Origin of the sequence: Pseudomonas sp. ESBL9, assembly GCF_036668715.1 — a bacterium.
GTDB lineage: Bacteria > Pseudomonadota > Gammaproteobacteria > Pseudomonadales > Pseudomonadaceae > Aquipseudomonas > Aquipseudomonas lundensis.
In genome coordinates, this window is sequence record NZ_JAZEVV010000010.1 from 79,179 (window position 1) to 95,829 (window position 16,651).

The 16,651-nt window shown below is 59.0% G+C and carries 13 protein-coding genes; 6 read left to right on the forward strand and 7 right to left on the reverse strand.

Going from position 1 to position 16,651, the window contains the following annotated elements:
• Positions 1-22 precede the first annotated feature (22 nt).
• Together V6F78_RS21135 and V6F78_RS21140 are read right to left on the reverse strand one after the other, a co-directional pair.
• The gene (locus V6F78_RS21135; protein ID WP_332728166.1) at positions 23-1,480 is read right to left on the reverse strand and encodes a mannose-1-phosphate guanylyltransferase/mannose-6-phosphate isomerase; all 1,458 of its coding nucleotides are present in this window, start codon (positions 1,478-1,480) and stop codon (positions 23-25) included.
• The gene (locus V6F78_RS21140; protein WP_047274005.1) at positions 1,481-2,917 is read right to left on the reverse strand and encodes an undecaprenyl-phosphate glucose phosphotransferase; all 1,437 of its coding nucleotides are present in this window, start codon (positions 2,915-2,917) and stop codon (positions 1,481-1,483) included.
• 416 nt (positions 2,918-3,333) lie between these two features.
• On the opposite strand from V6F78_RS21140, the gene yegS reads away from it, so the two are divergent.
• Positions 3,334-4,233, forward strand: a complete 900-nt coding sequence (gene yegS, locus V6F78_RS21145; protein ID WP_047274007.1) for a lipid kinase YegS — start codon at positions 3,334-3,336, stop codon at positions 4,231-4,233.
• Here the strand turns inward: yegS and V6F78_RS21150 are convergent.
• The 3 genes from V6F78_RS21150 to V6F78_RS21160 all read right to left on the reverse strand — a co-directional run bounded on the left by V6F78_RS21150 (position 4,217) and on the right by V6F78_RS21160 (position 6,606).
• Positions 4,217-4,876 carry a response regulator gene (locus V6F78_RS21150; protein WP_047274009.1) on the reverse strand — a complete coding sequence of 220 codons (660 nt, stop codon included), beginning with the start codon at positions 4,874-4,876 and terminating at the stop codon, positions 4,217-4,219. The genes yegS and V6F78_RS21150 overlap by 17 nt on opposite strands.
• Positions 4,873-5,763 carry a sensor histidine kinase gene (locus V6F78_RS21155; RefSeq protein WP_332728168.1) on the reverse strand — a complete coding sequence of 297 codons (891 nt, stop codon included), beginning with the start codon at positions 5,761-5,763 and terminating at the stop codon, positions 4,873-4,875. The genes V6F78_RS21150 and V6F78_RS21155 overlap by 4 nt, the downstream gene beginning before the upstream one ends.
• Before the next feature lie 414 nt (positions 5,764-6,177).
• Positions 6,178-6,606, reverse strand: coding sequence for a hypothetical protein (locus V6F78_RS21160; RefSeq protein WP_047275646.1), 429 nt, complete (start codon positions 6,604-6,606; stop codon positions 6,178-6,180).
• 605 nt (positions 6,607-7,211) lie between these two features.
• On the opposite strand from V6F78_RS21160, the gene V6F78_RS21165 reads away from it, so the two are divergent.
• Complete coding sequence (locus V6F78_RS21165) at positions 7,212-8,147, forward strand: chemotaxis protein CheV (RefSeq protein ID WP_047274015.1); 936 nt, start codon at positions 7,212-7,214, stop codon at positions 8,145-8,147.
• 61 nt (positions 8,148-8,208) lie between these two features.
• Positions 8,209-9,015: an MOSC domain-containing protein gene (locus tag V6F78_RS21170; RefSeq protein WP_332728170.1), complete on the forward strand. Its 807-nt coding sequence runs from the start codon at positions 8,209-8,211 to the stop codon at positions 9,013-9,015.
• Positions 9,016-9,063: 48 nt separating this feature from the next.
• Here the strand turns inward: V6F78_RS21170 and V6F78_RS21175 are convergent, their stop codons facing one another.
• Entirely contained in the window at positions 9,064-10,992 is a 1,929-nt protein-coding gene (locus V6F78_RS21175; protein ID WP_047274019.1) for a transglycosylase SLT domain-containing protein, read from the reverse strand.
• A 216-nt stretch (positions 10,993-11,208) separates the two neighbouring features.
• Between V6F78_RS21175 and V6F78_RS21180 the strand changes: the two genes are divergently transcribed.
• On the forward strand, positions 11,209-13,122 hold the full coding sequence (locus V6F78_RS21180) for an ATP-binding cassette domain-containing protein (RefSeq protein WP_048376947.1): 1,914 nt from the start codon (positions 11,209-11,211) through the stop codon (positions 13,120-13,122).
• A gap of 74 nt (positions 13,123-13,196) precedes the next feature.
• Here the strand turns inward: V6F78_RS21180 and V6F78_RS21185 are convergent, their stop codons facing one another.
• A complete protein-coding gene (locus V6F78_RS21185; protein ID WP_047275652.1) occupies positions 13,197-13,649 on the reverse strand; it encodes a universal stress protein in 453 nt (150 codons plus the stop codon).
• Positions 13,650-13,755: 106 nt separating this feature from the next.
• Here V6F78_RS21185 and V6F78_RS21190 point away from each other — a divergent pair, with 106 nt between their 5' ends.
• Positions 13,756-14,193 carry a hypothetical protein gene (locus tag V6F78_RS21190; RefSeq protein ID WP_047274023.1) on the forward strand — a complete coding sequence of 146 codons (438 nt, stop codon included), beginning with the start codon at positions 13,756-13,758 and terminating at the stop codon, positions 14,191-14,193.
• A 301-nt stretch (positions 14,194-14,494) separates the two neighbouring features.
• Complete coding sequence (gene fadB / locus V6F78_RS21195; RefSeq protein WP_047274025.1) at positions 14,495-16,642, forward strand: fatty acid oxidation complex subunit alpha FadB; 2,148 nt, start codon at positions 14,495-14,497, stop codon at positions 16,640-16,642.
• Positions 16,643-16,651: the final 9 nt, after the last annotated feature.

The window sequence follows — 16,651 nt, forward strand, 5'->3', positions numbered from 1 at the left end:
TTGGGCAAATGGAAAACCTGAGTCAGTTTTTGCTGGCGTCGACCGGCACACGTCCGTAGATGTCAGTAAAACGCACGATGTCGTCTTCCCCCAGGTATTCGCCGCTCTGCACTTCGATCATCACCAGGTCAACCACCCCGGGGTTGACCAGACGGTGGGTCTTGCCGGGTTTGATGAAGGTGGATTCGTTGGTGTCGAGCAGAAATTCATCGTCGCCATTGGTGACCTTGGCCATGCCGCTGACCACGATCCAGTGTTCGCTGCGGTGGTGGTGCATTTGCAGGGACAACGTGCCCTGCGGCTTGACCACGATGCGTTTGATTTTGAAGCGGCGGCCTTCTTCGAGCACGGTGTAGGTGCCCCACGGCCGGGTGACGGTGCGGTGCAAGCGATAAGCGTCATGGCCCTGGCGCTTGAGGGTCTGGGCGATGTATTTCACGTCCTGGCTGCGCTTGGCGTCAGCGATCAGCAGGGCGTCCGGGGTGTCAATGATGATCAGGTCATTGAGCCCGACCCCGCCCACCAGACGCTTGGGCGAATCGATGTAGCAGTTGTGTACGTCATGCAGCACGTTTTCGCCGTTGCACTGATTGCCATTGGCGTCAGCCGGGCTGAGTTCGCGCACCGCTTCCCACGAGCCGATGTCACTCCAGCCCAAATTGCAGGGCACCACGGCGACCTTTTTCGAGCGCTCCATCAACGCGTAATCGATGGAAATGTCCGGCGCCAGGGCGAAGGTGGTGCTGTCCAGTTCGAGGTGGATTTCCTGTTTGCCCTGAAATACCTGGCTGTGTTCCAGGCAATGGCTGACCGCCGCCAGTACGTCGGGGGCGTAGGCCTTGAACTCGCGCAGCACACTGTCGACGCGCATGCAGAACATGCCGCCATTCCACAGGTGCAAACCGCCGTCCAGATACTGCTGTGCGGTGGCGGCATCGGGTTTCTCCACGAAGCGGGCCACTTCATAGGCTTCGCTGTTCAGCGCAGGGCCTTTTTCGATGTAGCCGAAGCCGGTTTCGGCCTTGGCTGGCACGATGCCAAACGTTACCAGCCAGCCTTCATCGGCCAATTGGCGGGCATTGTCGACGGCCTTGGCGAACGCCTCGATGTCTTTAATCAGGTGGTCGGCAGGCAGTACCAGCAATTGCGCGTCTTCGCCATAGCGCTGTGCCACGTGCAGGGCTGCGGCGGCAATGGCGGGGGCAGTGTTGCGGCCAAAGGGTTCGAGGATGAAGTCCAATTCGACGCCCCCTTTGTTCAGTTGCCGGTAGTCGTCGAGGGTGCGAAAAAACACCTCGCGGTTGGTCACGGTCAGCAGTTGGCCCACATCGCGCAAGCCAGTGGCGCGCCAGAAGGTCTTTTGCAACAGGCTTTCACCGTCCGGCAGGCGCATAAACGGCTTGGGCATGGCCTCCCGTGAAACAGGCCACAGTCGTGTGCCAGCACCGCCGGCGATAATGCACGGAATGAGTGTGCTCATTCAAAACGCCTCTTTTGTCAGGATGACCGCCGGAACCGTGCGGAACAAAATGTACAGGTCGAACCAGACCGACCAGTTTTCGATGTATTCGAGGTCGAACTCGACACGTTTTTCGATTTTTTCCAAGGTGTCGGTTTCGCCGCGATACCCGTTGATCTGCGCCCAGCCGGTGATGCCGGGCTTGACCCGATGGCGCGCGGTGTATTCCTGGACCGCTTCTTCGAACAAAATGCCGGCGGCCTTGGTGGCCGTGGCGTGCGGGCGCGGACCCACCATGGACATGCTGCCGGCGAAGACGTTGAACAGTTGCGGGAGTTCATCAAGGCTGGTCTTGCGGATGAAACGCCCGACCCGGGTCACTCGCGGGTCGCCCCGGGTGGTTTGTTTGTCGGCGGTGAAGTCTGACTGGTTCTGGTACATCGAGCGAAACTTGAACACTTCGATCAACCGGTTGTTGTAGCCATAACGCTTTTGCCGGAACAGCACCGGGCCCGGCGAATCGAGTTTGATCGCCAGCGCCACCAGCAGCATGACCGGCGACAGCAGGATCAGTGCGACGCTCGACAACACCATGTCTTCAATGCGCTTGAACACCGGCGACCAACCGCGCAAGGGCACTTCGGAAGCGTTGAACATCGGCAGATTGGCCACTTCGCTGATGCGGTTGTGGGCATGCCGAAAGGCAATCATGTCCGGCACCAGCAGTACGTTCACCGGGAACTTGCGCAGGTTGCGGATGATGTAATCCAGACGGTTTTCAGCCGACCAGGGCAGCGCCACCAGAATCTGCGTGACGCGCTCTTCGCGGATCATTTTTTCCAGGTCCTGGGTATTGCCGAGCACCGGCAGGTGGGCCACGGTGTCGGGCAGGCGGGCCATGCGGTCATCGATAAAACCGATCACCCCGCTGCGGATGTCCTGATGCTGGGCCAGGTATTCGGCCAGGCGCACGCCGTTTTCGGTGGCACCCAAAATGACCGCCTGTTGCAAGAAGATCCCGCGGCTCATCAGGCGTTTGAACAGGGTCAGCAAAATCATCCGCTCGACCCCGAACAGCAGCAGGCTGCCGAGGTACCACACCAGTAATTCGGCGTTGCTGATGTAGTTGAACAGGTCCAGCGCGCGGTGCATGAACAACAGCAGGCAAAACGCCGCCGACCAGGCGAACAAGGTGAGTTGCAGGCGCCAGCGGTTGCTGAAGATGTTTTCGGCGTAGACCCCCAGCGCCTGGAAAAACAGCACGCTCACCACCCCGAAAAATATCAGCACGGCGAAATAGCTTTTGGTGGTTTCCGGGTGCTGCTCACGCAAATAAAACAGCAGTAACAGGCCGGGCAGGATGGCGGTGAGGCCGTGCACCACGCGAATGGCGAACAAGAAGTACTCGACCATGCTCGGGCGGGTGAGGGACAAGCTGTCAACGGGCTGCAAGCGCATAAGGATCCCTTCTTAATCGCGCCCCCTGTCGACGGCGCGGACTGCAAAGCAATGCCATTCATCCATGCTGCTTTACGTCAGATAGCCAGCAGACGCTGAATCTGCGGTGGTTTTTGATCACTCTTTACTTGACGTTTTGCGTCTGATCAGCAGTGTAGACGCGATTGTTTTTTGTGTGACAACAAAGCTGAAACCCTTGTATTCCGGCGTTTGGCAGGCGTCAGGCGGGGCTGTATCAGCGAATGAACAGTAGTAAAGAACTTGAAACAGATTGTCGCGAATACAAATTTTTGGATCCGTTTTTCAATCGTGTTTTGAGCCGTGTAGACCGGGCCGATGCGCTTTTAAAAAAACAACAGGCCGTTTTCATCTGGCTGTTGTCCAACCCACCAGACTCACTGTTTGAGGGACGATGAATGAGCGCAGCAAAGGCCTTTTTAATCTTGCATGGCAAGCAGGCACTCAACGAAGACGTGCGGGCTGCTGTTGAACACCAGCGGGCGCAAGGCTGGGAGCTGGCCGTGCGGCTGACCTGGGAAGCGGGGGATGCGCAGCGTCTGGTGCACGAAGCGCTCGACGCGGGGTATACCCACCTGATTGCCGGAGGGGGAGACGGCACCCTGCGTGATATTGCCGAGGCGATGGCCAAAGCGGATGCGCAGGCGAGTCTGGTGCTGCTGCCCTTGGGCACTGCCAACGATTTTGCGCGGGCTGCCGGGGTACCGCTGGAGCCACTGCACGCGCTGGCACTGCTGGATGCCCCGACCCGGCGCATTGACCTGGGCGATGCTGACGGCGAACTGTTCTTGAACATGGCCACGGGCGGCTTTGGCAGTCAGGTGACGGCCAATACGTCCGAGGACTTGAAAAAGGTGCTGGGCGGGGCGGCTTATCTGTTTACCGGCCTGTCACGCTTCAGTGAGTTGCACGCGGCCTACGCTGAATTGCAAGGCCCCGATTTTCACTGGAAAGGCGATCTGTTGGCGCTGGGCATTGGGAATGGTCGTCAGGCCGGGGGCGGCCATGAGTTGTGCCCCTCGGCGGTGGCCGATGATGGCTTGCTGGACATCAGCATCTTGCCTGCACCGCAGGAAGTGGTCGGCACCCTCAAGGGCCTGATGGAAGGGGGCTGGGGCATGGACAACCTGTTTGTCCGGGCACGCCTGCCATGGGTGAAAATCACGTCGGCGCAAGGGCTGTCGATTAACCTCGACGGCGAGCCGATGGCGCAGGAAGCGAGCCGGTTCTCAGTGCGTCAGGGCGCTTTGCAGGTGCATTTGCCCGACGATTCGCCGCTGGTCAGTCATCAAGGCTGATGATTTGCTCGCGTACGGCAAACAGCACCAGCCCGGCCACGTCATGGATCTGCAAACGCTTCATGACCTGGGCGCGGTGGGTTTCGACGGTTTTGATGCTCAGGCCGAGGCCGCAGGCAATTTCGCGGGTGGACTTGCCGCGCACGATCAGGCGCAGGATCTCCAGTTGACGCTCTGTCAGGTTGTGCTGCCGGGCCTGGGTCGCGCACGGGTCAGGGCCGCGGTTGAGCGCCTGATTGATCACGGTATGGGCAATGGCCGGGCTCAGGTAGCGCTCATTGTTGCGCAGCGCGCCCAGCGCCTGTTCGAGTTCCACGGCACTGGTGTCCTTGAGCAGGTAACCGTGGGCGCCGCTTTCCAGGGTTTGCATGATCAGGTGCGGGTCGGTGTGCATCGACAGGATCAGCACGCTGCTGTGTGGCAGAACCGCCTTGAGTTGACGCAGGGCTTCGAGGCCGCCGGTATGGCGCATCGACAAGTCCAGCAGAATGATGTCCGGCTGAAGTCGCTCGGCGGCCTCCACCAGTTGCCCGCCATCCTCGACTTCGCCAATCACCGCGTAGCCCGGCAAGTCGTTGACCAGCGCCTTGACCCCGGCGCGAATCAACAGGTGGTCATCCACCAGCAGCAGATTGCAGGTCATGAGGTTGGGCCTAGCTGTGCCCGTTGCCGCGTGCGCCGGGGCCAGGGCAATAACACGTCAATGTGGGCGCCCGCGCCGGGTTCGCTGATCACGCGCAGGGTGCCACCGAGTTGCGCGACCCGTTCCAGCATCCCGGCCATGCCGCGTTGCCCGGCCGCTGCGGGGTTGCAGGCGGGGACAAAGCCGACGCCATCATCGCGCACGCTCAACTGCAGGCCGTCAGCCTGGCGCCGCAGTTGCACCAGCAGGTTGCTGGCCCTGGCATGGCGCAGCACATTGGTGACGGACTCCTGGGTGACGCGAAAGATGACCACCGCCATCTCCTCCTGAATATCGCTCAAACGCGGGTGGCACTCGAAGGTCCAGCCCAGCGAAGCGTTTTCGAGGGTCTTGATCAAATGTGCCCGCAGGCTGACTTCGATACCGAGACTGGCAATCTGGCGTGGATTGAACGCCGCGGACACATCGCGCACCTTGGTCAGGGTTTCTTCCAGCAACGTGCACAGGCTCAGGCAGTGCGCTTGCAAGTCGTCGGGAACCCGGCGTTGCAGCCAGTGGGTTTGCAGGGTGGCGGCGGTCAGCAATTGGCCAATGTCGTCATGCAGTTCGCGGCTCAAGTGCTGGCGTTCGTTTTCCTGCACTTCGATCATCCGGGCCGCCAGTTCTTTGGGTTGCAGCTGGATGGCGTGGCGCGAGTCCCGCAGCAGCCACCCGACGCTGGCCAGGGCGGTCAGGTCGAGCAGCATCAACGGGGTGGGCAATGCGTCGCAGGTCCAGTAGACGATGAGGCTTGAAAGTGCAGAGCAAAGACAAAGCGCTGCCGTCAGCCGGCGAGCGGTTTTACCCGTTGGGCACAAAGGCTTGAATGACTTGAGACTGGCGTGCATAGCGTGTGGAGCCAAAGGTGTTCGCTGAAGGACCTGGCAGATGGCTGGCAGGTAAAGAGTTAACGGGATCAACGTTCATGGCTGATGCGAAGCCTGAACGGATCTGCGACACAGACGTCCGGCTCAACGATCGGCGCGCATGGTATCACTTCATTTAAAGCGGGTCGCCTTTGACGCAATTTAAATGGCGCCCTGCCCAGCGGTGTTAGTTGGCGTATTACAGGTTTTGCGTGCGCGCTTAAATAGGAAATAAGTCGATAGCTTAGTTGGCGCTTAACTGCAAACACCTGAACGGCGCCTATAGTCTGATATGCGAATTAACTTACAAGATGATCGACATATGATGTATTCAGCGCACGCTGTCTTTCTGCCGGGCGTTGAATAAATGGACCGGGAGAAGGCGGGCGGACGAGGCTAGCCGAGGGGCGGCGGAGCCGTTTGCATGGCTTCGATCTGTTCGGTGAAAGAGGTAATCAGCAGCTTTTGTTCACTGTCATCGAGGGTCAGTTGGCCCGTGTGGGGGTCTATCAACTCAACCTGCCAGGCCAGCAGACTGAAGCAGTCCTTCAGGATCTCGACCGTTGGTTCGTGCAGGGCGCCCAGGTTTCTTGCCTGCCTGAGCAAGCTGCGCAGGGTTTGGCAAAAGCCTGCAATGGGCGCGATGGTCAACGCTTTGGCGCGTTTCTCCAGCCTGGAGAGGGTCTTGACCATGCAGTCGATCGCGTCTTCGTCGTGGTGAATCAGTCGCAAGTGAGTCAGGCATTCTTCTGCGGTGGTCAATAACACCTGAGCTTCGATTAAAAAGTCGGCTAGCGCTAATGGCCGGTCATTGCCATTGAACATGCTTATTCTCACTCTTCTGGAACGCCTTTTAAGTAAATGTCCGGGCTCATCGTGCAAAAGCCACCCATGAGCATGGCAACTGGATCAGCGTTTTGGGTGAATTTAAGTGCAACTTTTTGGGTGTAAGCAGTGGATGTGTTCGCTTCGGAAGTTTTAAAAAGCACGGTGCGCAGATATGCACCTCACGGCACAAGACAGCGCTGTTTCAGTAATAAAAAGTTCCTGCCGTGATTCATATAATGCGAAGGGGGTCACAATAATGGCAATCGAATAGCACGAATATCAGGGCCTTCCTGAGTGCTGCTCAGGGAATCCCTTAGGAGGGGCCCGCGAGGGAGAAAGGTGAGGGGGGCTCGGGTCAAGCGCAGGCAGCAATAATGGCACTAGATGATGTTAAAGTGCCATCACTTTGTGTGGCGGTTTGGCGCAGGGGGTCAAGGTCCTGATTTTGCTGCCGATAAGGCTAGGGTCTGTTCCTGTTTCAATGTAAGCCAGCGTCGCTGGGTCACCTTTAGCCAGGCATGGCGCAGGGCGGGTGTTCGTCGCCGCTGCGAACAAACGCAAACAGACCCCACACACTCAGCCCCCACGCCCAGGAGTTATTCATGGCCGGCATTCTCGACACGGTAGACCAGCGCACCCAGTTGGTCGGTGAAAACCGACTGGAAATTCTCATGTTCCGTCTGGCGGGTCGGCAGCTGTTCGCGATCAACGTGTTCAAGGTGCAAGAGGTTCTGCAATTACCCAAATTGACCCTGATGCCGCAGCGACACCCGTTTGTGTGTGGTGTGGTGAATCTGCGTGGCCAGACCCTGCCCGTGATTGATTTGTCGCAGGCCATCGGTATGCGGCCTCTGGTGCCCGGTCCTGACAGTACGATCATCGTGACCGAGTACAACCGCTCGGTTCAGGCGTTTCTGGTGGGCGGGGTCGACCGCATCGTCAACATGAACTGGGAAGCCATCCTGCCTCCGCCCACCAGCGCCGGGCGTCAGCATTACCTGACCGCCATCAGCAAGGTCGATGAGCAACTGGTCGAGATTATCGACGTTGAAAAAGTGCTGGCCGAAATCGTGCCCTACAGCGCCAAGGTCTCGCGCGAGAAGCTCGAAGATCCGATCCTGGAGCATGCGCGGGGCCGCGAAGTGCTGCTGGTCGATGACTCCAAAGTCGCCCTGTCTCAATTGCGCGAAACCCTTTCGCAGTTGGGGGTCAAGATGCACGTGGCCAGCGATGGCCTCAAGGCACTGAACATGCTCAAGGGTTGGGCAGATGCCGGGCAGGTCATGACCGACAAGCTGTTGATGATCTTCACCGATGCTGAAATGCCCGAGATGGATGGCTATCGCCTGACCACTGAGATTCGTAACGATCCGCGCCTGCGCGGTCTATACGTGGTGCTGCACACCTCGCTGTCGGGCAGCTTCAACGAATCCATGGTCAAGAAGGTGGGCTGTGATAATTTCCTGTCCAAATTCCAGCCGGACAAACTGGTGGATGTGGTCCGTCAGCGTCTGATGCTGGATCAAGTGCCCGCCTGATTCTTTGCACGCAGGATCGGCTCGTATACTGTGGCGTTTTTAATCCGCAGGGAGCTGATTCATGCTGCAGCTAAGTTCGATATACCGATTCCCGCTCAAGTCCGGCAAAGGCGAAAGCTTGTCTCAGGTGCGCCTGGACACGTTGGGCGTAGAGGGTGATCGACGCTGGATGCTGGTGGATGAAGCCTCCGGGCGCTTTTTGACCCAGCGCTCCCACCCGCAGATGAGCCAACTCTCGGCCTTGTGGAATGCCAATGGCGGCCTGACGCTGACGACCGAAGGTTTTGAGGCGCTGGACGTGCCGTTGCCTCAGGCCGACAGTGACCTGCGCGGTGTGACCATTTGGCGCGACACGTTGCGTGTGCCCGATGCAGGCGATGAGGCGGCGCAGTGGTTGAGCCACTTTATCAACCAGAGCGTGAGGCTGGTGCATGTGCCGCTGGAGCGGGCGCGGACCACCGAGTCCGGTTATGGCCGCGATGACGACAAAGTGGCGTTCGCCGATGGTTACCCGTTGTTGCTCATTGGTCAGGCATCGCTCGACGACATTTCAGACAAGGTCGGTCGACCTTTGGAGATGCTGCGATTTCGTCCCAACCTCGTTGTCTCCGGCAGTGCAGCGTTTGCCGAAGATGGCTGGAAGCGTGTGCGTATTGGCGAGGTGGAGTTTCGCGTGGTGAAGTCATGCTCGCGTTGCATCCTCACCACCATTGATCCGCACACCGGCGAGCGTGACGCCCAGCGTGAACCCTTGAATACCCTGATGAGCTACCGCAAGCAGGAAGGCGGCACGATGTTCGGGCAGAACCTGGTGAACGACAGCCACGGCCTGCTGGAGGTCGGCATGCCGGTGACTGTGCTGGAATAACGCGTTGCCCCTGCAGGTGCGCTCGCTCCTGCAGGGGATTACCCGCGGTCACTGATCGTCAAAATACCGCTCATGCCAGTCCACCAGAGGCTGGGGCACGTTGAGTTTCTGACCGTAGATCACCGAGTACGACAACACGTTCTGCACGTACTGGCGGGTTTCGTCGAAGGGAATGCTTTCAATCCACACGTCAAAGCCCAGGTGGTTGGCGCCCCGCAGCCATTGGCGAACACGGCCCGGGCCTGCGTTATACGCCGCTGAAGCCAATACCCGGTTGCCGTTGAACTGGCCATGCACCTGACTCAGGTAGGCGGCGCCCAGCTGGATGTTCTTGTCCGGGTTCAACACTTGTTGGGGCGATGCCAGCGGAATGCTGAATTTTCTGGCGGTTTCTTTGGCTGTGGCTGGCATCAATTGCATCAATCCGCTTGCGCCCACACCGGAACGCGCGTCATCCATAAAGGCACTTTCCTGACGGGTGATGGCGAATACCCAACTGGAATGCAAGCCGCGCACCTTGGCCTCGCGCACCAGGGTGTCGCGGTGCGCCATCGGGAAGCGGATGTCCAGATCGTCCCAATACTGCGCCTGACTGATGGTGCGAATGGCCGGGAAATACCATTTGCGGTCGTAGGCCAATTTGGCTTGCGCCACCATTTCGTCGCGATTGAAGTGGCGGCTGACGTGATACCACTCACGGCGGCCATCGACGATTTGCCCGCGGTCATGAAATTCCAGTGCGCGCTGTACCCCGGGGGTGTTGCGCACTTTGTTAATCAGTTGCGGGCTGAGCACCAGCGGTTTGTTGTTGAGCTGATAAGGGGTCTGCGCCCGATCGGCTGCCAGGAAGCCGTAGAAATCACGTTCGCGGGCCACATTTTTGAACAGCACTTGCGCTTGCGGATTTTTCGGTTCGGCCAGCTCCAGGCTGCGCGCCTGCCAGTAGCGCCAGCGGTTGCTGGTGGCCAGATCCTGCGGCAATTGGCGGGTCAGTTGATAGGCATCTTCCCAGCGTGCCAGGCGCAACAGCAGGCGCAAGCGCCATTCGGTGACGGTGTTGTCGCGCAGCTCGGGGTCATATTTGGTCATGATGTCCAAGCCGCGGCTGTCATAGCGGCGGGCAAACGTCAGACCAATCTCACGGGCGATGGCGACCTTTTCATCCCGTGAGAAATGCATGTTGGTGGCGTAGGTGTCGAGCAGTGCTGCCGCTTTCTCAGGGTCCTGTCGCGCTAAACGTCGCAAGCCCAGGCCTACGGCGTCAGACATGGCCTCACTGGCTGGCAGAAAGCGCGATGGTTGGCTGAGCAGATCGGGCTTTTGCGCCACTTCAATCATCACTTTGGCTTGTGGGCCTAGCGTGTTGAGGCCGTTAGCCAGGGTGGTGGCCAGGCCGTAATTGCGGGCTTCAGCCGCCAGCTTTACCCGCTGCCAGCGTTTTTGTTCGGTCAGTTGGCCGTCGGCGGCCCACTGGCTGAACAGGGCGTCGCACGCCGCCGGTTGTGCTTTGCCCACCAGCCAGAGTTTTTCCGCGCTGGCGTAACCTTCGGCTTTTTGGTTGTGCGCCAGTTGGTACTGGCCGTTCAGGCAGTCCAGCTCGGTAAAGTTGAGCTTGGGGTCGTAATACTTGGCAAAGGTCGCCCAGTCGCCGCGATCAGCCAGCCAGCGCAACCAGCGCAGTTTCATCCAGTTGGCTTGCGGCAGGTCGCCATGCGCCGCCAAAAACTGCTCGATTTCAGCGTTGCTGGCGCTTTTCAGGCGGGCGGTGAGTTCGTCGTAGGCCAGATACGGCGTCAGCGGGTAGCTGCGCAGGGCATCGGCATTTCGGAAGTAGGGGCCGGAATCGCCTTTGGCCAAGGCGCGTTTGGCCTCGTCGTACAGTTGGCGTTGTTGGGTCAGGTCTGCGGCCTGTGCGGCTTGCACGGCGCAACTGGTGAGAAGCAGGCAGGACAAAAAGTTGAAGAGACGACTGCGCATGGGGCTTCCGTACAGATGAAAAACGCGGTGTGTGCAGGGGGAGCCCGGCACTGATTGAGTCGTAGCTTAGCCTTTTGCCAGCAGCGCGTGAACGCCTTGCAGGCCCAGCGGTGAAACTTGCGACTGAATGGAGGCAAGCGCAGGGCCAACAATAAATAGCCGGCCGCCTGAAGGCGCAAATCAGGTAGAATGCGCGCCCAGTTTTTGGAGAAGCTCATGACCCTGCTCAAATTCAGCGATGTGTCCCTTGCTTTCGGCTCTACGCCGTTGTTGGACAAGGTGTCCTGGCAGATCGCCCGTGGAGAGCGGGTGTGCATCATCGGCCGCAACGGCACCGGCAAGTCCAGCATGATGAAGCTGGTAAAAGGTGATCAAAAGCCCGACGACGGCTCTGTCTGGCGCGCACCCGGCCTCAAGATTGGCGAATTGCCGCAAGAGTTGCCGGTTGCCGACGGACGGACGGTGTTCGACGTGGTGGCCGAAGGCCTCGACGGTGTGGGCGAGCTGCTGGCTCAGTACCACCACCTCAGCCAGAACATCGTCACCGACGCCGATCTGGACAAGTTGATGCACGTCCAGCAAGACCTCGAAGCCCGTGACGGCTGGCGCTTGCAGCAACTGGTCGACAGCACCCTGAGCCGCTTGCAATTGCCGGCGGACAAAACCCTGGCCGAATTGTCCGGCGGCTGGCGTCGTCGTGTTCTGTTGGCGCAAGCGCTGGTGTCCGAGCCGGACCTGCTGCTGCTCGACGAACCGACCAACCACCTGGACATCGGTGCCATCGCCTGGCTCGAAGAAGCCCTCAAGGACTTCCAGGGGGCCGTGCTGTTCATTACCCACGACCGTTCATTCCTGCAAAATCTGGCGACCCGGATTCTGGAGCTGGACCGTGGCGGCCTGATTGACTGGAACGGCGACTACGCCAGTTTCCTGGTCCATAAGGAAGCCAGCCTGGCAGCGGAAGAAACCGCGAACGCGCTGTTCGACAAGCGCCTGGCCCAGGAAGAAGTGTGGATTCGCCAGGGCATCAAGGCGCGTCGCACCCGTAACGAAGGCCGTGTGCGTGCGCTCAAGGCCCTGCGTGTTGAACGCAGCGAGCGCCGTGAGCGCACCGGCAAAGCCAATATCCAGCTCGACACCGCTGACAAGTCCGGCAAGCAAGTGATGGTGCTGGAAAACGTCAGCTTCGCGCACCCGGAAGGTCCGTTCCTGATCAAGGACTTCTCGATGGTGTTGCAGCGCGGCGACCGTATCGGTCTGCTGGGCGCCAACGGTACGGGCAAAACGACCCTGCTCAAGTTGATGCTGGGCGGTTTGCAGCCTACCAACGGCAAGGTGGAAGAGGGGACGCGCATCGACGTGGCGTACTTCGACCAGTTGCGTCATCAGTTGGACCTGGAAAAAACCGTTATCGATAACGTGGCTGAAGGCCGTGACTTTATCGATATCGATGGCCAAAGCCGCCACGTCCTCAGCTACCTGGGTGATTTCCTGTTCAGCCCGCAGCGTGCCCGCACGCCGGTCAAGGCGCTGTCAGGGGGCGAGCGTGCGCGCTTGCTGCTGGCCAAGTTGTTCAGCAAGCCTGCCAACCTGCTGGTCCTCGACGAACCGACCAACGACCTCGACGTCGAAACCCTCGAACTGCTTGAAGAGGTCTTGCTGACCTTCAAGGGCACCGTATTGATGGTCAGTCACGACCGGGCATTTCTCGACAACGTGGTCACCAGCACGTTGGTCTTTGAAGGCGAAGGCAAGGTGCGTGAATACGTGGGCGGTTATCAGGACTGGCTGCGCCAGGGCGGCTCGCCGCGCTTGCTCGGCGTGACTGAAAGCAAATCCGGCAAGGCGGACCTCACCTCGGCCGTGGTCACAGCAGCTCCCGCGCAAGCGCCGGCGGCACCTGTTGCGGCAAAAAAGAAGCTGAGCTACAAGCTGCAGCGCGAACTGGAAGCGCTCCCGGGCGAGATTGATGCCAAGGAGCAGGCGATTGCCGCAGTCGAAGCTGAAATGGCTGACGCGGGCTTCTATCAGCGTCCTGCTGCACAAACGGCTGAAGTGATTGCCAAGCTTGAAGCGTTGCAAGCGGAACTTGAGCAACTGGTGGAGCGTTGGGCTGAGCTGGATGCCTGATTGAGCTGTCGCTGAACTGAAAAAGCCCGGCCTTTTTAATCAAAAGGTCGGGCTTTTTTGCTCGCGGGGGGTGCTCAGTCGGGCTTTTTGAGGCTGACCGCCAGTACGTCGCAAGGCGCGCCATGCAGCACGTCGTTGGCGGTGGAGCCCAATAGCAGGGCAAGGCCGTGGCGGCCGTGGCTGCCGACGACGATCAGGTCGCAGTGATGCTCCTTGGCAAAACTGTGAATTTCTTGTCGGGGTTGGCCATAGGCCAGCTTGCAATTTTCTTTTGTGAGTTGCGGATAGATATCGATCAGCCGATCAAGGCGCTCTTTGGCCTGATCAAACTGTTGTTGTTGCAACTGTGACAGGTCCATCGGCACATCCCCGCCAAAGGCCATGGCCATGGGTTCGACGATGTGGATCAAAGACAGCGTGGCGCCATTGGCTTCTGCGCTGGCGCTGGCGCGATAAATCACCGGGTCGCACTCTTCGGTCAGGTCTACGGCAACCAAAATATGCGTGTAGGGTTTGGGTGTGGACATGTGAGGCGCTCCTGTAAACGGTCATGGGCGTGAGTATGGCTCTTTTGCAGAGCCTTGGTTCAAGTCAGGGTCAATGCATTAATTTGAAGGCAGTGAGAGTACACATATGACGGTATGGATAGTGGTGTCAATCCTGGCGCTGATTTTGAGTCCGCTTGCCTGGCTGCGTCCTTCGCGTCGTCAAAGCGGGCGTATGGCGCTGCGCATGGAAGCACGGCGGATGGGTTTGGCCATGCAATTGACGCCTCAGGAATGGCCGCATTGGCTGGAGCCGGAGCCGCCCGGCTCATGTGCGCAGTTTCATCGTCCGCGGCGCGGCAACGACCCGCAGGTGTGGTGTTATTGGCAATCCGCGCCGGGAATATGGGTCAATCAATGGCGTGAAGTCTGCACCGATGAGCGCTTGTTGGCGCAGTTTCGCAAGCTGCCGGCGAACGTATACAAAGTGGAAGCAGGCAAGCAGATGATCGCCCTGTACTGGGGCGAGAAAGGCGAATCGCAGGTCCTGGTGGCGATCGATGAAGTCCTCAAAGCCCTCGCGTGAGCGGGCTGCCACCGTCTCGCGGCGGCGTGCGCAGGCGAGCAAGAACTGACTGATGGGTCGTTTTGTCATCGTTGTTTCGGACAATTGACAAGCGCACGCTTTTCCGTGAAGGTGTGACACCCAAATCAAACGGGCGTATGAATCGAGTGTTTGCCGTGCAGGCAGCGTTCGCATAACCCCGAATATCGCGTTGGCGGGTGTGCCTGGTGGATTGGCGTTAGCATTGACGGTGTCGTCATTGCCAGCCAGACGCTAGCGTCCGACGTGTACTGTTCAGCTTCCATATCCTGGAGATCAGTTGATGATTTACGAAGGTAAAGCCATCACGGTTACGGCTCTTGAAAGTGGCATCGTCGAACTGAAGTTCGACCTCAAGGGTGAGTCCGTCAACAAGTTCAACCGTCTAACCCTGAACGAATTGCGTCAGGCAGTCGATGCGATCAAGGCAGATGCTTCGGTCAAGGGCGTTATTGTTTCCAGCGGCAAAGACGTTTTCATCGTCGGCGCGGACATCACCGAATTCGTCGAAAACTTCAAGTTGCCGGATGCCGAGCTGATTGCTGGCAACCTCGAAGCCAACAAGATCTTCAGTGACTTCGAAGACCTCAATGTCCCAACCGTAGCAGCCATCAACGGAATTGCACTGGGCGGTGGTCTGGAAATGTGCCTGGCGGCGGATTTCCGTGTCATGGCCGACAGCGCCAAAATCGGTCTGCCCGAAGTCAAGCTCGGCATCTATCCGGGCTTTGGCGGCACGGTTCGCCTGCCGCGCCTGATTGGTGTGGACAACGCTGTTGAGTGGATCGCCTCCGGCAAAGAAAACCGTGCTGAAGATGCGCTGAAAGTCAGCGCCGTTGACGCTGTAGTGACGGCCGACAAGCTGGGCGCTGCAGCCTTGGACCTGATCAAGCGTGCCATTAGCGGCGAGCTGGACTACAAGGCCAAGCGTCAGCCAAAACTTGAGAAGCTCAAGCTGAACGCCATCGAACAAATGATGGCATTCGAAACCGCCAAAGGTTTCGTGGCCGGTCAAGCCGGTCCGAACTACCCGGCGCCGGTTGAAGCGATCAAAACCATCCAGAAGGCTGCGAACTTCGGTCGCGATAAAGCACTGGAAGTGGAGGCGGCAGGTTTTGCCAAGCTGGCCAAGACCTCTGCCTCGCAATGCCTGATCGGGTTGTTCCTGAACGATCAGGAACTGAAGAAAAAAGCCAAGATCCACGACAAGATCGCCAAAGACGTGAAGCAGGCTGCCGTTCTGGGCGCGGGCATCATGGGGGGCGGTATTGCCTATCAGTCGGCCTCCAAAGGCACGCCGATCCTGATGAAAGACATCAACGAGCACGGCATCGAGCAGGGTCTGGCTGAAGCCGCCAAGTTGCTGGTGGGGCGCGTTGATAAAGGTCGTATGACCCCCGCCAAAATGGCTGAAGTGCTCAATGGTATTCGTCCTACTTTGTCCTACGGTGATTTCGGTCACGTGGACCTGGTGGTCGAAGCGGTCGTTGAAAACCCGAAGGTCAAGCAGGCGGTACTCGCTGAAGTTGAAGACCACGTCAAGGAAGATGCCATTCTGGCGTCGAACACCTCGACCATTTCCATCAGCCTGTTGGCAAAAGCCCTCAAGCGTCCGGAAAACTTCGTCGGCATGCACTTCTTCAACCCGGTGCACATGATGCCGCTGGTTGAAGTGATTCGTGGCGAGAAATCCAGTGACCTGGCTGTGGCCACCACGGTTGCCTACGCCAAGAAAATGGGTAAAAACCCGATCGTCGTCAACGACTGCCCGGGCTTCCTGGTCAACCGTGTGCTGTTCCCGTACTTCGGCGGTTTCGCCAAGTTGGTCAGCGCTGGCGTCGACTTCGTGCGCATTGACAAGGTCATGGAAAAATTCGGCTGGCCAATGGGCCCGGCGTACCTGATGGACGTGGTCGGCATCGACACTGGCCACCATGGTCGCGACGTGATGGCGGAAGGTTTCCCGGACCGCATGAAAGATGACCGTCGTTCAGCGATCGATGCGCTGTACGAAGCCAAGCGTCTGGGTCAGAAAAACGGCAAGGGTTTCTACGCTTACGAGGCGGACAAGCGCGGCAAGCAGAAGAAAGTCGTCGACTCAAGCGTGCTTGAGGTGCTCAAGCCGATCGTTTACGAGCAGCGTGACGTCACCGACGAAGACATCATCAACTGGATGATGATCCCGCTGTGCCTTGAAACCGTGCGTTGCCTGGAAGACGGCATCGTTGAAACCGCCGCCGAGGCCGACATGGGCCTGGTGTACGGCATCGGTTTCCCTCCATTCCGTGGCGGCGCCCTGCGCTACATCGACTCGGTCGGTGTTGCAGAGTTCGTGGCCCTGGCTGATCAGTACGCTGAACTGGGCGCGCTGTACCACCCGACGGCGAAGCTGCGTGAAATGGCCAAAAACGGCCAGAGCTTCTTCGGTTAAGCGCCCCAT

Bases quoted from the DNA above. Each gene is read 5' to 3' on its own strand.
- V6F78_RS21135 (WP_332728166.1), bottom strand. From the start codon at position 1,480: ATGAGCACACTCATTCCGTGCATTATCGCCGGCGGTGCTGGCACACGA.
- V6F78_RS21140 (WP_047274005.1), bottom strand. From the start codon at position 2,917: ATGCGCTTGCAGCCCGTTGACAGCTTGTCCCTCACCCGCCCGAGCATG.
- yegS (WP_047274007.1), top strand. From the start codon at position 3,334: ATGAGCGCAGCAAAGGCCTTTTTAATCTTGCATGGCAAGCAGGCACTC.
- V6F78_RS21150 (WP_047274009.1), bottom strand. From the start codon at position 4,876: ATGACCTGCAATCTGCTGCTGGTGGATGACCACCTGTTGATTCGCGCC.
- V6F78_RS21155 (WP_332728168.1), bottom strand. From the start codon at position 5,763: ATGCACGCCAGTCTCAAGTCATTCAAGCCTTTGTGCCCAACGGGTAAA.
- V6F78_RS21160 (WP_047275646.1), bottom strand. From the start codon at position 6,606: ATGTTCAATGGCAATGACCGGCCATTAGCGCTAGCCGACTTTTTAATC.
- V6F78_RS21165 (WP_047274015.1), top strand. From the start codon at position 7,212: ATGGCCGGCATTCTCGACACGGTAGACCAGCGCACCCAGTTGGTCGGT.
- V6F78_RS21170 (WP_332728170.1), top strand. From the start codon at position 8,209: ATGCTGCAGCTAAGTTCGATATACCGATTCCCGCTCAAGTCCGGCAAA.
- V6F78_RS21175 (WP_047274019.1), bottom strand. From the start codon at position 10,992: ATGCGCAGTCGTCTCTTCAACTTTTTGTCCTGCCTGCTTCTCACCAGT.
- V6F78_RS21180 (WP_048376947.1), top strand. From the start codon at position 11,209: ATGACCCTGCTCAAATTCAGCGATGTGTCCCTTGCTTTCGGCTCTACG.
- V6F78_RS21185 (WP_047275652.1), bottom strand. From the start codon at position 13,649: ATGTCCACACCCAAACCCTACACGCATATTTTGGTTGCCGTAGACCTG.
- V6F78_RS21190 (WP_047274023.1), top strand. From the start codon at position 13,756: ATGACGGTATGGATAGTGGTGTCAATCCTGGCGCTGATTTTGAGTCCG.
- fadB (WP_047274025.1), top strand. From the start codon at position 14,495: ATGATTTACGAAGGTAAAGCCATCACGGTTACGGCTCTTGAAAGTGGC.